We start from the raw sequence: 13,897 nt of genomic DNA, 5'->3' as shown, positions 1-13,897 counted from the left end.
GGGAGCGTGAATGCGTGGCGGTTGACTCGGTGACGCGATCGATGCGCGGCATCCATTTACGGCATCGATGCGCAGCGCGTCGCGCGCATCATCGCATGAAGCGGCAACGATACGTTCAGGCGTGTCGACAGAGCCCCCACGACGCGCCATCAGCAACGAACGGTTGGCAGGCGTCGCCTCGCCTGGCTCACCACTCACGCGCGATGATAAGGATGATTCTGCGTAATGGTCCACGCGCGGTAAAGCTGCTCGGCCAGCAGCACGCGCACCATCGCGTGCGGCAGCGTGAGGCTCGACACGCGCAGCATCATATCGGCGCGTGCCTTTAGCTCGGGATCGAGCCCGTCCGCGCCGCCGATCAGAAAGGCCACGTCGCGGCCGTCCTGCTGCCAGCCCGGCAACGCGCCCGCGAGCTGCATCGTGGTCCAGTCCTTGCCGCGTTCGTCGAGGGCGACGATGCGGGCGTTCTTCGGCAACGCGGCTTCGATCTTCTGCCGCTCGGCGGCCATCACGCTTTCGGCCGAACGCCCCGACGAGCGCTGCTCCGGTTTGATCTCACGCAGCTCGATGCGCAGCTCGGGCGGCATGCGCTTCGCGTATTCGTCGAAGCCGGTCGCGATCCAGTCCGGCATCTTGTGGCCGACGGCGAGGATGTGCAGTTTCATTTCGAGGGCAGTAGCGGTGTGCCCGACACGGCGCGCTTACTTGCGGCGCGCCGTGGTCTTGCGCGCGGGTTTCGCGGCCGGCGTTTCGTCGTCTTCCTCGTCGTCGGGCTCGCTTGCGCGCGCGCCACCGAACGGGTTCGGCGTCGACAGCTTGATGCGCACCGGCTTGTCGCCCCAGATTTCCTCGAGGTTGTAGTACTGGCGCAGCGCCGGCTGCAGGATGTGCACGACCGCGTCGCCGCAATCGACCAGCACCCATTCGCCGATATCCTCGCCCTCGGTGCTGATGATATCGCCGCCGGCTTCCTTCACGCCTTCGCGCACGCTCGACGCGAGCGCCTTGGTTTGCCGGTTCGACGTACCGCTCGCGACGATCACGCGATCGAACAGCGAGGTCAGGTGGCTGGTGTTGAACACTTTGATGTCTTGCGCCTTGACGTCTTCGAGAGCGTCGACGATCACACGTTGCAGTTTGCGAATATCCATGGAGTTACCGGTGGTACAGATGATGTTGAAGAATATAGTCCCACACCGCGGCGGGGACATGACTTGCGGCCTGATCCTGTGCGCTGCCCGCGCCCGCGTGGGCGAGCCGCTGGTTGAGCTGCTCGCGCAGATGCGCGCGAATGTCGGTGGCCGATACGTTGAACGCGAGCGTCGTGTCGATCAGCAGATGACCGCAGGGCGTGCCCCGCAGCACGGCGGCGCTCGCGCGGCGCGCGGCGATCTCGCGGGCGACCGCGGGGGCGCTCGACGCGAGCTCGAAGCCGGGCCGCGTGGCCGCGCCGATATGCGCGAACTCGAACAGGCGCCGCCAGTCGCGCCATGTGTCGAGCTGCACCAGTTGATCTGCGCCGATCAGCAGCGTGATCGATGCGTCGTCGCCTTCGCGCTCGCGCCAGCGTCGCAGCGTGTCGACCGTGTAGGTCGCGCCATCGTGCTCGATTTCGTCGGTCGCGACGCGCACCGTCACGCCGGGGATCGCGACAGAAGCGGCCGCCGCGCGCGTCATCGCGAGTCGATGTTCGGCGGGCGACACGTCGGCTTTCTGCCACGGCTGGCCGGCCGGCAGCAGCACCAGTTCGGTCAGCCGCAGCACGTCGGCGAACCGCCGCGCGAGCGCGAGGTGGCCGTCGTGGATCGGATCGAATGTGCCGCCCAGCAGACCGATCCGGCGAGGCAGGGCGACAGGGTGAGCGTTCGGCTTCAGATGAGGATCCTTTGTCGAGACCGTAAGCGAGACAGGTGGCGCGTCACACCCACTCGCGCGGCACGAGGAAATCGCTGTACAAACGCGCTTCCGGCGTGCCCGGCTCGGGCTGCCAGTCGTAGCGCCAGTTCGCCACGGGCGGCATCGACATCAGGATCGATTCGGTGCGCCCGCCGCTCTGCAGTCCAAACAGTGTGCCACGGTCGAAGACCAGATTGAACTCGACGTAGCGACCGCGCCGGTAGGCCTGGAACGCGCGCTCGGCTTCGCCGTACGGCGTATTGCGGCGCCGCTCTATGATCGGCAGGTACGCGTTGAGGAAGCCCTCGCCGACGCTCCTGAGCATCGCGAACGACTCGTCGAAGCCCGGCGCCGAGAAATCGTCGAAGAAAATCCCGCCGATGCCGCGTGGTTCGTTGCGGTGCTTCAGGAAGAAGTACTCGTCGCACCAGCGCTTGAAGCGCGGGTACAGGTCCGCGCCGTACGGCGCAAGCGCGTCGCGGCACACCTGATGGAAATGCCGCGCGTCCTCTTCGTAGCCGTAGTAGGGCGTCAGGTCCATGCCGCCGCCGAACCAGAACACCGGTTCTTCGCCTTGCCTCGTCGCGATCAGCAGGCGCACGTTCATGTGCACGGTCGGGCAGTGTGGATTGTGCGGATGCAGCACGAGCGACACGCCCATCGCCTCGAATCCGCGCCCGGCCAGTTGCGGCCGCGCGGCGCTCGCCGAGCCTGGCAGCTCGTCGCCCGCGACGTCCGAGAAGCCGATGCCCGCGCGCTCGAAGAACTGCCCGCCTTCGAGAATCCGCGTGACGCCGCCGCCGCGCAGCTTCTCGCCGGGCGCGCGCTGCCACGCGTCGGTCGCGAACGCGGTGCCGTCGAAGGCGCCGAGCGTGTCCGCGATATGCGATTGCAGGCCTTGCAGCCAGCTGCGCACGGCTTGTGCGTCGTAGCTCGAATTGCTCATGAATGCAGGTGCCGGGGGCGGCACGCTTGTCGTGCCGCGGGTTCGTCGAAAGTGGGCGACGGCCGCGTTAGCGTCAGGCTGGATGCTGCGCGATCGGACCGCTTAATCGGATTGCGTGGGGGCCGGAGGCGGATCTGGGAGGCGGCTCGCCGCTTCGGCCGATCAGCGGGCTTCGGGCCCGTTCGTCGCGACGAGCGCGAAAGATGCAGTGTAGCGCGCGTCGTTTGGCGTGGCCGCCGCTCGCACGGCGGCCGACGCAAGCGCCGCTTACCTGGCGTCGTGCTTGCGATTGAGCGCGCGATAGCCGATGTCGCGGCGATACTGCATGCCGTCGAACGCGATCTGATTGATCGTTTCATAGGCGGCCGCCTGCGCGGTGCGCACCGAATCCGCCAGACCGACGACGCACAGCACGCGCCCGCCCGAGGTCGTCAGCTTGCCGTCCGTCAGCGTGGTGCCGGCGTGGAACGTGACCGAATCCGCGGTTTCGGCGGGAATGCCGTTGATGCGGTCGCCCTTCCTCGGGGTGTCCGGATAGTTGTGCGCGGCGAGCACGACGCCGAGCGCGGTGCGGCGGTCCCATTCGAGTTCGACGGTGTCCAGCGTGCCGGCGATCGCGTGTTCGACCACCTTCGAATAGTCGCCCTTCAGACGCGCCATGATCGGCTGCGTTTCGGGGTCGCCCATCCGGCAGTTGAATTCGAGCGTCTTCGGGTTGCCTTGCGCGTCGATCATCAGGCCCGCGTACAGGAAGCCGGTGTAGCGGATGCCTTCCTTCTCCATGCCGCGCACGGTCGGCAGGATGATTTCGCGCATCACGCGCGCATGCAGTTGCGGCGTGACGATCGGCGCGGGCGAGTAGGCGCCCATGCCGCCCGTGTTCGGGCCCTGGTCGCCGTCGAGCAAACGCTTGTGATCCTGACTCGACGCGAGCGCGAGCACGTGCTTGCCATCGACCATCACGATGAAGCTCGCTTCCTCGCCGGCGAGGAATTCCTCGATCACGACGCGCGCGCCGGCGTCGCCGAGCTTGTTGTCCGACAGCATCATGTCGACTGCGGCGTGCGCTTCTTCCAGCGTCTGCGCGACCACCACGCCCTTGCCGGCGGCGAGGCCGTCGGCCTTGATCACGATCGGCGCGCCCTTGGCGTCCAGATACGCGTGCGCTGCGGCGACGTCGGCGAAGGTTTCGTATGCCGCGGTCGGGATGCCGTGGCGCTTCATGAACGCTTTGGCGAAATCTTTCGAGCTTTCGAGCTGCGCGGCTTCTTTGGTCGGCCCGAAGATCTTCAGACCGCGCGAGCGGAACAGGTTGACGATGCCTGCCGCGAGCGGCGCTTCCGGCCCGACCAGCGTGAACGCGATCTGTTCTTTTTCGACGAAATCCGCGAGCGCGGCCGGCTCGGTGATGTCGATGTTGAGCAGACGCTCATCCTGAGCGGTGCCGCCGTTGCCCGGCGCGACGTAGACGAGCTGGACCCGCGGCGATTGCGCGAGCTTCCATGCGAGCGCATGTTCGCGACCGCCGGAACCGACGACGAGTAACTTCATGTGAATCCCCGAGACTTAAAAACCATAAACGGCCGAGCGGTGTGGTCGGCCGTGCAACAAACCATCAACAGCAAAGGCGAACGGATTCGCGTTCGGCGCGCCATCACTCGTCGGCGATCGATGCGTTTGTATAGACTTCCTGCACGTCGTCCAGATTTTCCAGCGCGTCGAGCAGTTTCTGCATTTTCACCGCGTCGTCGCCGGTGAATTCGACTTCGGTCTGCGGCTTCATCGTGACTTCGGCCAATTCGGCCTTGAAGCCCGCTGCTTCGAGCGCAGCCTTCACCTTCGAAAAATCGTGCGGTGAGCACAGCACTTCGATGCTGCCATCCTCGTTCGTCACGACGTCGTCGGCGCCCGCTTCGAGCGCGGCTTCCATCAGCGCGTCTTCGGCGGTGCCGGGCGCGAACAGGAACTGGCCGATGTGATCGAACATGAACGACACCGAGCCGTCCGTACCCATGTTGCCGCCGTTCTTCGAGAACGCATGCCGCACTTCCGCGACCGTGCGCGTGCGATTGTCGGTCATCGTGTCGACGATCACCGCCGCGCCGCCGATGCCGTAGCCCTCGTAGCGGATTTCTTCGTAGTTCGCGCCGTCCGCGCCGCCGACACCGCGCTGGATCGCGCGGTTGATGTTGTCTTTCGGCATGTTGGCGTCGTACGCCTTGTCGACCGCGAGCCGCAGACGCGGGTTCGAGTCGATTTCGCCGCCGCCCAGACGGGCCGCAACCTGGATTTCCTTGATGAGCCGCGTCCAGACCTTGCCGCGCTTGGCGTCGGCCGCTGCTTTCTTATGCTTGATGTTGGCCCATTTCGAATGACCCGCCATACTTTTCTCCGTCGCGCGCGCCAGCGGGGCGCACGCATAGTGCAATTGTCGTTGCGATGTCGGGCGCCTCGCGTATTGCGCCTCGATGTCAAACCGTCAGGCGAAAGGCTGCCGGCCGCTCGTGCTGGCCCGTCGGGGCGGCCACTGCCGCCGCCGATCTCAGCCTCGCCGTTCCCGCGCGTCGTTCCACGCTTGCCCGCCGGTAGATGTCGGGCCGGTTCTTGCGTGACCGGCCGGCCAGGCGGGGCGGCAGGGCGGCAGCGCGATGGGGAGCAGCTTGCGCGGCCATCTGCCGCATGACTTGATGCGAAGGCGTGGTGCGTCAGTCGAAATTGCAGGCGGCGTCGCGCGTGATCGTGCGGTCGAGCCGCTCGTCGAACGGATTCGAATTTTATCACGCCGCGCGGGTGCGGCAGAGGGGGCGCGGCGCGTCAGTTCTTGGTACCGAACAACCGGTCGCCCGCGTCGCCCAGGCCTGGCACGATGTACGCATGCTCGTTCAGATGCGAGTCGAGCGACGCGACGAACAGCTTGACGTCCGGGTGCGCGTCTTGGAACACCTGCACGCCCTCGGGCGCGGCGACGAGCGCGAGGAACATGATGTTCTCGGCGGCGACGTTGCGGCGCTTGAGCACATCGACAGCGTGCACGGCCGAGTAGCCGGTCGCGACCATCGGATCGCAAAGGATGAAAACGCGGTCTTCGAGGTCCGGCAGTCGCACCAGGTATTCGACCGGCCGATGATCCTCCGCGCGATACACGCCGATGTGGCCGACGCGCGCCGACGGCACCAGCTCGAGCAGGCCGTCCGACATGCCGACGCCCGCACGCAGCACCGGCACGATCGCGAGCTTCTTGCCGGCGATCACCGGCGCGTCGATTTCGACGAGCGGCGTGGTGATGCGGCGCGTGGTCATCGGCAGGTTGCGGGTGATTTCGTAGCCCATCAGCAGCGTGATTTCGCGCAGCAGTTCGCGGAACGTGCGCGTCGACGTGTCCCGGTCGCGCATGTGCGACAGCTTGTGCTGGATCAGCGGGTGATCGAGGATGAAGAGATTGGGGAAACGGCTGTCCTGGGTCATGGCGGGCTCGCGCGCGGCGGCAAGGTGGATCGGTTCGGCGCGCTGCTCCGTTCGTCTCGTCCGCACCCCGGAAGCCGGGCGGAAGGCAGGAAAAGCGCGCCACCGCGCAAGTTTAGCGAAAGAGTGGTGCCCGGCGATACCTGAGATTTCAGCGGCGCGGCACAGTCCGGCAGCGATTCTTCTAGAATCTGGGGAAACTTCGCCACGAGGACGTACACATGGACATGGGAATCGCAGGACGTACCGCGCTCGTTTGCGCGGCGAGCAAGGGTCTGGGGCGCGGCTGCGCGGAAGCGCTCGCCGCCGAGGGCGTCAACCTGACGATCGTCGCGCGCACCGCCGAAACGCTCGAAGCGACCGCCGAGGCGATCCGCAAGCAGAGTGGCGTCGACGTGAAGACGGTTGCCTGCGACATCACCACGCCCGAAGGGCGCGCCGCCGCGCTGGCCGCGTGCCCGCATCCGGACATCCTCGTCAACAACGCCGGCGGCCCGCCGCCGGGCGATTTCCGCAACTTCACGCACGAGGACTGGATCCGCGCGCTCGAAGCCAACATGCTGACGCCGATCGAGCTAATCCGTCAGACCATCGATACGATGAGCGCGCGCGGCTTCGGGCGCATCGTCAACATCACGAGCTCGGCGGTGAAGGCGCCGATCGACGTGCTCGGTCTGTCGAACGGCGCGCGCTCGGGGCTGACCGGTTTCGTCGCGGGTCTCGCGCGCAAGGTCGCGCCGACCGGCGTGACGATCAACAACCTGCTGCCGGGCCTGTTCGACACCGACCGCATCGCGGTCACGTTCGAGGCGCAGGCGAAAACGCACGGCATTTCGATCGACGAAGCACGCAAGCAGCGCATCAAGACGATCCCCGCCGGGCGCTTCGGCACTCGCGACGAATTCGGCCGCGCCTGCGCGTTCCTGTGCAGCGTGCACGCGGGCTACATCACCGGGCAGAACTGGTTGATCGACGGCGGCGCCTATCCCGGTACGTACTGAGCAGGTACGTACTGAGCTGGCAGGTTCGGAGCCGCCTCGTGCGCGGAGCACGCACCCGAACGACGCACGTCACATCACAACAACGATAGTCACAACGGTCTGAGGAGTCTTAAGTCATGAGCACCCGCATTGCGCTGATCGCGCACGATCACAAGAAGGACGACATCGTCAAACTGGCCGGCGAATACGTCGACACGCTCGCGCGCTGCGAGATCGTCGCGACCGGCACGACCGGCGGACGCATCAGCGACGCGCACGGCCTCACGGTCGAGCGCATGCTGTCGGGCCCGCACGGCGGCGACCTGCAGATCGGCGCGCAACTCGCCGAAGGGCGCGTCGACATGGTGATCTTCCTGCGCGATCCGATGACGCCGCAGCCTCACGAGCCCGACATCAACGCGCTCGTGCGTGCGTGCGACGTGCACAACATTCCGTGCGCGACGAACATTTCGACCGCGCGCATGGTGCTCGACGTGCTGACGCTGCGCCTGTCGGGCGACGCGTGAGCGCGCGCGTCGCCGCACCCACATCCGTCCAGATGAAGGAGACATGATGGTCAAGACAATCCGATTCGACAAAACCGGCGGCCCCGAAGTAATGAAATGGGTCGACGTCGACGTGGGCGAGCCCGGCGCGGGCGAGATCCGTATTCGCCAGACGGCGGTCGGCCTGAACTATATCGACGTGTATTTCCGCACCGGTCTGTATCCGCTGCCGCTGCCGGGCGGACTCGGAATGGAAGCGGCCGGCGAAGTCAGCGCGATCGGCTCGGGCGTGAGCGGTCTGAAGGTCGGCGATCGCGTCGCGTACGTCGCGCGGCCGCCCGGCGCGTACGCGCAGGAGCGCTTGCTGCAGGCCGCGCAGGCCGTCAAGCTGCCCGATGCGCTCAGCGACGAGCAGGCCGCGTCGGTGATGCTGCAAGGCTTGACCGCGCAGTATCTGCTGCGCCGTACGTACCGCGTGAAGGCCGGCGACACGATCCTCATTCAGGCCGCGGCGGGCGGTGTCGGCCTGCTGGTGTGCCAGTGGGCGAAAGCGCTCGGCGCGACGGTGATCGGCACGGTCGGTTCCGACGAGAAAGCCGACATCGCGAAAGCGCACGGCTGCGATCACGCGATCGTCTATACGCGCGAGAACTTCACGAAGCGCGTACGCGAGATCACCAACGGCGCGGGCGTGCCGGTCGTCTACGATTCGATCGGCAAGGACACCTTCGAAAAGTCGCTCGACTGCCTCGCGCCGCTCGGCCTGTTCGTGAGCTTCGGCAACGCGTCGGGTCCGCTGCCGCCGATCGATTCGTCGGAGTTCGCGGGACGCGGCTCGCTGTTCTTTACGCGCCCGACGCTCTTCACCTATATGGCCAAACGCAGCGATTACGAGGCGATGTCGGCCGAACTGTTCGACGTGCTGGCCTCCGGCAAGGTCAAGACGAGCATCAATCAGCGCTATGCGCTGAAGGACGTCGGGCAGGCCCACGCCGACCTCGAGGCCCGCCGCACGACCGGGTCGACGATTCTGTTGCCGTAAAAAGTAACGGCGCGGCCCCAGGCCGCGATCTACGCCATCCATCAAGGCCGTTTCATCGCGAGATGAAACGGCCTTGTGCGTTTACGCGATTTTTACGCGCACCCCGCCATCTTTGACCAGCCCTTTAGGCGGATCGGCATACCGTTGCAGCTATCCAGAATCCGTACATGGGGAACAAAAATGGATGTGCTGTATGTCGGGGGACTCGTGGTGTTCGCCGCGCTGACCTTTGGGCTGATTGGCGGCTGCGAAGAGCTGATGCAATTCCGCCGCGGGCAGGGAGCGCGCTCATGACCTGGATGCTGTGGCTGGCCGGCGCGTCCACCGTGCTGCTGTTCATTTATCTCGTGTATGCGCTGCTGCGCGCGGAGGACATCGAATGAATGCGAACAATGTCCTGCAGGCGAGCCTTTTTATCGTCGTGCTGTTGGCCGCCGCGGTGCCGGTGGCAAGTTACATCGGCGCCGTGATGGACGGCAGCTCGCGCGTGGTGCGCTTCGGCGCGCCGCTCGAACGGCTGCTTTACCGTATCGCCGGCGTCGATCCATCGCAGGAAATGGGCTGGAAGCACTATGCGATCGCCACGGTCGCGTTCAATGTGCTCGGCGTGGTGTTCCTGTACGTGCTGCTGCGCGTACAGGGCTGGCTGCCGGGCAATCCGCAGCAGTTCGGCGCGATGTCGGTCGACAGCGCGTTCAACACCGCGGTCAGCTTCGTCACCAACACGAACTGGCAGGACTACACGCCCGAGCAAACGGTCAGCTATCTGACGCAGATGCTTGGCATGACCGTGCAGAACTTCCTGTCGGCGGCAACGGGCATCGTCGTCGTGATCGCGCTGATTCGCGGCTTCGCGCGTCATACCGCGCAGACGATCGGCAACTTCTGGGTCGACATCACGCGCGTGACGATGTACGTGCTGCTGCCGATGGCGGCGATCATCGCCGCACTGCTGATGAGCCAGGGCGTGATCCAGAACTTCAAGGCGTATCAGGACGTACCAACGCTGCAGGCCACCACGTACGCCGCGCCGAAGCTCGACGCGCAAGGCAATCCGGTCAAGGACGCGAAGGGCAATCCGGTGACGGTCGACACGCCCGTGAAGACGCAGACCATCGCGATGGGCCCGGTTGCGTCGCAGGAAGCGATCAAGATGCTCGGCACCAACGGCGGCGGCTTCTTCAACGGCAACTCGGCTCATCCGTATGAAAACCCGACACCGTTCTCGAACTTCGTGCAGATCTTGTCGATCCTGATCATCCCGGCCGCGCTCGCGCTCGTGTTCGGCCGCGTGATCGGCGACCGCCGGCAAGGCGTGGCCGTGCTCGCGGCGATGACGATCGCGTTCGGTGTCTGCGTGTTCGGTGAAATCAGTGCGGAGCAGAGCGGCAACCCCGCGTTCACGGCGCTCAACGTCGATCAGTCGGCGAACGCGCTGCAGGCGGGCGGCAATGCGGAAGGCAAGGAAACGCGCTTCGGCATCGCGCAGTCGGGCATTTTCACGGTCGCGACGACGGCGGCTTCGTGCGGCGCGGTCGCCAACACGCACGATTCGTTGACGCCGATCGGCGGCCTGTACCCGATGCTGTTGATACAGCTCGGCGAGGTGATCTTCGGCGGTGTCGGTTCAGGCATGTACGGCATGCTCGTATTCGCGCTGCTCGCGGTGTTCGTCGCGGGTCTGATGATCGGACGTACTCCTGAGTATGTCGGCAAGAAGATCGAAGCCTACGAGATGAAGATGGTCTCGATCGTCGTGCTGCTCACGCCGCTGCTCGTGCTCGTGGGCACCTCGATCGCGGTGCTCAGCGATGCGGGCAAGGCCGGCATCGCGAACCCTGGCGCGCATGGCTTCTCCGAAATCCTCTACGCGTTCAGTTCGGCCGCGAACAACAACGGCAGCGCATTCGCGGGTCTGTCGGTGAATACGCCGTTCTACAACTGGCTCACCGCGATCGCGATGTGGTTCGGCCGCTTCGGCACGATCGTGCCGGTGCTCGCGATCGCCGGCTCGCTGGCCGGAAAGAAGCGCATCGGCGTCACCGGCGGCACGCTGCCGACGCATGGACCGCTGTTCGTCGTGCTGCTGCTCGGCACGGTGCTGCTGGTCGGCGCGCTGACCTACGTCCCGGCGCTCGCGCTCGGTCCCGGCGTCGAGCATCTGATGATGATCGGCGTGCAGTGACGCGCGGCCGGGAACAACGACCGAACAGGCGCTTGCGCGCAGAAACCGAGCAAGCGCACACGGATATTCGAGGATTCGATGACTGAACATAACGCTACGCGGTCCATGTTCGACCCGGCGCTGCTGCGCCCGGCGATCGTGGACTCCTTCAAAAAGCTCACGCCGCGCACGCAGTTTCGCAACCCGGTGATGTTCTGCGTGTACGTCGGCAGCATTCTGACGACCATTCTGTGGATCGCCGCGCTCGGCGGTCAGGCCGAGGCGCCCGCGGGCTTCATTCTCGCGGTCACGCTGTGGCTGTGGTTCACGGTGCTGTTCGCGAACTTCGCGGAGGCGATCGCCGAAGGCCGCTCGAAAGCGCAGGCCGCGTCGCTGCGCAGCGCGAAGAAAGACGTGATGGCCAAGAAGCTCAACGAGCCGCATCCGAAGTCGCCAATTCGCATCACAACCGCGACCGATCTGCGCAAAGGCGACGTCGTGCTGGTCGAGACCGGTGACGTGATTCCGGCCGATGGCGAAGTGATCGACGGCGTCGCGTCGGTCGACGAATCGGCGATCACCGGTGAGTCGGCGCCGGTGATCCGCGAGTCGGGTGGTGACTTTTCGTCGGTGACGGGCGGCACGCGGGTGCTGTCGGACTGGATCGTCGTGCGCGTCACGGCGAATCCGGGCGAGGCGTTTCTCGACCGCATGATCGCGATGGTCGAAGGCGCGAAGCGTCAGAAGACGCCGAACGAAATCGCGCTGACCATCCTGCTGGTCGCGCTGACCATCGTGATGCTGCTCGCCACCGCGACGCTGCTGCCGTTCTCGATGTTCTCCGTCGAAGCGGCGAAGGCCGGTCACGTCGTGACGATCACCGCGCTCGCCGCGCTGCTCGTGTGCCTGATCCCGACGACGATCGGTGGCTTGTTGTCGGCAATCGGCGTGGCCGGCATGAGCCGCATGATGCAGGCGAACGTGATCGCGACCTCGGGCCGCGCCGTTGAAGCGGCCGGCGACGTCGACGTGCTGCTGCTCGACAAGACCGGCACGATCACGCTCGGCAATCGCCAGGCGTCGCAGTTCCTGCCCGCGCCGGGTCTGAGCGAAGAGGCGCTTGCCGATGCCGCGCAGTTGTCGTCGCTGGCCGACGAAACGCCGGAAGGCCGCAGCATCGTCGTGCTCGCGAAGCAGCGCTTCAACATCCGTCAGCGCGACATGGCCTCGCTGCACGCGGTGTTTCTCGCGTTCACCGCGCAGACTCGCATGAGCGGCGTCGATCTGTCCCCCCAGGGGACTTCTTCCGGGACGCCCCGCCGCGAAATCCGCAAGGGCGCGGCCGATGCGGTCAAGCACTACGTCGAAGCGCACGGCGGCCGTTTCCCGAACGAAGTCAGCAACGCGGTCGCCGATGTCGCGCGACGCGGCAGCACGCCGCTCGTGGTCGCCGAGAAGGGCGAGCAGGGCGCGCGCGTGCTCGGCGTGATCGAGCTGAAGGACGTCGTGAAGGGCGGCATCAAAGAGCGCTTCGCCGAGCTGCGCAAGATGGGCATCAAGACCATCATGGTGACGGGCGATAACCGCCTGACCGCCGCCGCGATCGCGGCCGAAGCGGGTGTCGACGACTTCCTCGCCGAAGCAACGCCCGAAACCAAGCTCGCGACGATTCGCGCGCACCAGGCTGAAGGGCGTCTCGTCGCGATGACCGGCGACGGCACCAACGACGCGCCCGCGCTTGCGCAGGCCGACGTCGCGGTCGCGATGAACACCGGCACGCAAGCGGCGAAAGAGGCGGGCAATATGGTCGACCTCGATTCGAATCCGACCAAGCTGATCGAGATCGTCGAGATCGGCAAACAGATGCTGATGACGCGCGGTTCGCTGACCACGTTCTCGATCGCCAACGACGTCGCCAAGTACTTCGCGATCGTTCCGGCCGCGTTCGCATCGACGTATCCGGCGCTCAATGCGCTGAACGTGATGCATCTGGCGACGCCGACCTCGGCGATCATGTCCGCGGTGATCTTCAACGCGCTGATCATCGTGCTGCTGATTCCACTCGCGCTGAAGGGCGTGCGCTATCGCGCGCTCGGCGCGGCGATCCTGCTGCGCCGCAATCTGCTGATCTATGGCCTCGGCGGGATCATCGTGCCGTTCATCGGCATCAAGCTGATCGATATGGTGCTGGCCGCGTTCGATTGGGTTTGAGCGCGAACCGCGTCGCTACGAAGTAACCTGCAGTGATGAAAAGGGAAAGAGACCCATCATGAAAAATCTGTTCCGTCCGTTGATCGTGATCTTCGCGGTGCTGAGCGCGATCACCGGACTCGCTTATCCCGCCGTGATGACCGCGTTCGGCCAGGCGGCCTTCCACCAACAGGCCAACGGCAGCCTGATCGAGCAGAACGGCAAGGTGGTCGGCTCGCAGCTGATCGGCCAGCAGTTCGACGCGCCGCAGTACTTCTGGGGCCGGCTGTCGGCGACGAGCCCGATGCCGTACAACCCGCAGAACTCGGGCGGCTCGAACCTCGGACCGAACAATCCGGCGCTGCTCGACGAGATCAAGGGCCGTCTCGCCGCGCTGAAGGCGGCGGGCACCGACATGTCGAAGCCGGTGCCGGTCGATCTGGTCACGTCGTCGGGCAGCGGCCTCGATCCGGAGATCAGCCCGGCCGCGGCCGCGTATCAGGTCGAGCGTGTCGCGCAGGCGCGTCACCTCGCGTCGAACGACGTGCAGGCGCTCGTCGAGCGCTATACGACGGGGCGTCAGTTCGGCGTGCTCGGCGAGCCACGCGTGAACGTGCTGAAGCTCAATCTCGCGCTCGATGAAATGAAGCGCGGTTGACACCCAAACGCAACGGCAACCCGGCCGCCCTTGCGGTTCATCGATAACTCAGC

15 protein-coding genes are annotated in these 13,897 nt (G+C 65.8%); 8 read left to right on the top strand and 7 right to left on the bottom strand.

From position 1 onward, the window contains the following. Nucleotides 1–194 precede the first annotated feature (194 nt). From rlmH to upp, 7 genes are all read right to left on the bottom strand, one after another. Nucleotides 195–665: a 23S rRNA (pseudouridine(1915)-N(3))-methyltransferase RlmH gene (gene rlmH / locus F6X42_RS15400; protein WP_008919684.1), complete on the bottom strand. Its 471-nt coding sequence runs from the start codon at nucleotides 663–665 to the stop codon at nucleotides 195–197. A 36-nt stretch (nucleotides 666–701) separates the two neighbouring features. Further along, a complete protein-coding gene (gene rsfS / locus F6X42_RS15395; RefSeq protein WP_187635039.1) occupies nucleotides 702–1,151 on the bottom strand; it encodes a ribosome silencing factor in 450 nt (149 codons plus the stop codon). Between the two features lie 4 nt (nucleotides 1,152–1,155). After that, nucleotides 1,156–1,875, bottom strand: a complete 720-nt coding sequence (locus F6X42_RS15390) for a nicotinate-nucleotide adenylyltransferase (protein WP_222945618.1) — start codon at nucleotides 1,873–1,875, stop codon at nucleotides 1,156–1,158. A gap of 43 nt (nucleotides 1,876–1,918) precedes the next feature. Beyond that, nucleotides 1,919–2,842 (bottom strand): oxygen-dependent coproporphyrinogen oxidase, encoded by a 924-nt coding sequence (gene hemF / locus F6X42_RS15385; protein WP_187635038.1) that lies wholly within the window; start codon nucleotides 2,840–2,842, stop codon nucleotides 1,919–1,921. Nucleotides 2,843–3,109: 267 nt separating this feature from the next. Beyond that, nucleotides 3,110–4,393 carry a phosphoribosylamine--glycine ligase gene (gene purD / locus F6X42_RS15380; RefSeq protein ID WP_187635037.1) on the bottom strand — a complete coding sequence of 428 codons (1,284 nt, stop codon included), beginning with the start codon at nucleotides 4,391–4,393 and terminating at the stop codon, nucleotides 3,110–3,112. Between the two features lie 103 nt (nucleotides 4,394–4,496). Next, nucleotides 4,497–5,225, bottom strand: a complete 729-nt coding sequence (locus F6X42_RS15375) for a YebC/PmpR family DNA-binding transcriptional regulator (protein WP_187635036.1) — start codon at nucleotides 5,223–5,225, stop codon at nucleotides 4,497–4,499. Between the two features lie 431 nt (nucleotides 5,226–5,656). After that, entirely contained in the window at nucleotides 5,657–6,307 is a 651-nt protein-coding gene (gene upp, locus F6X42_RS15370) for a uracil phosphoribosyltransferase (RefSeq protein WP_062126416.1), read from the bottom strand. Between the two features lie 218 nt (nucleotides 6,308–6,525). Between upp and F6X42_RS15365 the strand changes: the two genes are divergently transcribed. The 8 genes from F6X42_RS15365 (at nucleotide 6,526) to kdpC (ending at nucleotide 13,844) form a co-directional block, all read left to right on the top strand. Further along, entirely contained in the window at nucleotides 6,526–7,305 is a 780-nt protein-coding gene (locus F6X42_RS15365; RefSeq protein WP_187635035.1) for an SDR family oxidoreductase, read from the top strand. Between the two features lie 116 nt (nucleotides 7,306–7,421). Further along, nucleotides 7,422–7,811, top strand: coding sequence for a methylglyoxal synthase (locus F6X42_RS15360; protein ID WP_187635034.1), 390 nt, complete (start codon nucleotides 7,422–7,424; stop codon nucleotides 7,809–7,811). Nucleotides 7,812–7,857: 46 nt separating this feature from the next. Then, the gene (locus F6X42_RS15355) at nucleotides 7,858–8,832 is read left to right on the top strand and encodes a quinone oxidoreductase family protein (RefSeq protein WP_187635033.1); all 975 of its coding nucleotides are present in this window, start codon (nucleotides 7,858–7,860) and stop codon (nucleotides 8,830–8,832) included. A gap of 180 nt (nucleotides 8,833–9,012) precedes the next feature. After that, nucleotides 9,013–9,126: a potassium ABC transporter ATPase gene (locus F6X42_RS15350; protein ID WP_187635032.1), complete on the top strand. Its 114-nt coding sequence runs from the start codon at nucleotides 9,013–9,015 to the stop codon at nucleotides 9,124–9,126. Next, nucleotides 9,123–9,215 (top strand): K(+)-transporting ATPase subunit F, encoded by a 93-nt coding sequence (gene kdpF, locus F6X42_RS15345; protein ID WP_187635031.1) that lies wholly within the window; start codon nucleotides 9,123–9,125, stop codon nucleotides 9,213–9,215. The genes F6X42_RS15350 and kdpF overlap by 4 nt, the downstream gene beginning before the upstream one ends. Then, nucleotides 9,212–11,017 carry a potassium-transporting ATPase subunit KdpA gene (gene kdpA, locus F6X42_RS15340; protein WP_187635030.1) on the top strand — a complete coding sequence of 602 codons (1,806 nt, stop codon included), beginning with the start codon at nucleotides 9,212–9,214 and terminating at the stop codon, nucleotides 11,015–11,017. The genes kdpF and kdpA overlap by 4 nt, the downstream gene beginning before the upstream one ends. Before the next feature lie 78 nt (nucleotides 11,018–11,095). Beyond that, the gene (gene kdpB / locus F6X42_RS15335) at nucleotides 11,096–13,207 is read left to right on the top strand and encodes a potassium-transporting ATPase subunit KdpB (RefSeq protein ID WP_187635029.1); all 2,112 of its coding nucleotides are present in this window, start codon (nucleotides 11,096–11,098) and stop codon (nucleotides 13,205–13,207) included. A 58-nt stretch (nucleotides 13,208–13,265) separates the two neighbouring features. After that, on the top strand, nucleotides 13,266–13,844 hold the full coding sequence (gene kdpC, locus F6X42_RS15330) for a potassium-transporting ATPase subunit KdpC (RefSeq protein ID WP_187635028.1): 579 nt from the start codon (nucleotides 13,266–13,268) through the stop codon (nucleotides 13,842–13,844). The last annotated feature ends 53 nt before the right edge of the window (nucleotides 13,845–13,897 follow it).

Source organism: Paraburkholderia podalyriae (assembly GCF_014397785.1).
GTDB classification, from domain to species: domain Bacteria; phylum Pseudomonadota; class Gammaproteobacteria; order Burkholderiales; family Burkholderiaceae; genus Paraburkholderia; species Paraburkholderia podalyriae.
Note: the sequence above shows the minus strand (reverse complement) of the source record. Positions and strands in the feature narration are given on the sequence as shown.

Bases quoted from the DNA above. Each gene is read 5' to 3' on its own strand.
- kdpF (WP_187635031.1), top strand. From the start codon at position 9,123: ATGACCTGGATGCTGTGGCTGGCCGGCGCGTCCACCGTGCTGCTGTTC.
- F6X42_RS15375 (WP_187635036.1), bottom strand. From the start codon at position 5,225: ATGGCGGGTCATTCGAAATGGGCCAACATCAAGCATAAGAAAGCAGCG.
- hemF (WP_187635038.1), bottom strand. From the start codon at position 2,842: ATGAGCAATTCGAGCTACGACGCACAAGCCGTGCGCAGCTGGCTGCAA.
- kdpC (WP_187635028.1), top strand. From the start codon at position 13,266: ATGAAAAATCTGTTCCGTCCGTTGATCGTGATCTTCGCGGTGCTGAGC.
- F6X42_RS15360 (WP_187635034.1), top strand. From the start codon at position 7,422: ATGAGCACCCGCATTGCGCTGATCGCGCACGATCACAAGAAGGACGAC.
- F6X42_RS15355 (WP_187635033.1), top strand. From the start codon at position 7,858: ATGGTCAAGACAATCCGATTCGACAAAACCGGCGGCCCCGAAGTAATG.
- kdpA (WP_187635030.1), top strand. From the start codon at position 9,212: ATGAATGCGAACAATGTCCTGCAGGCGAGCCTTTTTATCGTCGTGCTG.
- F6X42_RS15350 (WP_187635032.1), top strand. From the start codon at position 9,013: ATGGATGTGCTGTATGTCGGGGGACTCGTGGTGTTCGCCGCGCTGACC.
- upp (WP_062126416.1), bottom strand. From the start codon at position 6,307: ATGACCCAGGACAGCCGTTTCCCCAATCTCTTCATCCTCGATCACCCG.
- rsfS (WP_187635039.1), bottom strand. From the start codon at position 1,151: ATGGATATTCGCAAACTGCAACGTGTGATCGTCGACGCTCTCGAAGAC.
- rlmH (WP_008919684.1), bottom strand. From the start codon at position 665: ATGAAACTGCACATCCTCGCCGTCGGCCACAAGATGCCGGACTGGATC.
- F6X42_RS15365 (WP_187635035.1), top strand. From the start codon at position 6,526: ATGGACATGGGAATCGCAGGACGTACCGCGCTCGTTTGCGCGGCGAGC.
- purD (WP_187635037.1), bottom strand. From the start codon at position 4,393: ATGAAGTTACTCGTCGTCGGTTCCGGCGGTCGCGAACATGCGCTCGCA.
- kdpB (WP_187635029.1), top strand. From the start codon at position 11,096: ATGACTGAACATAACGCTACGCGGTCCATGTTCGACCCGGCGCTGCTG.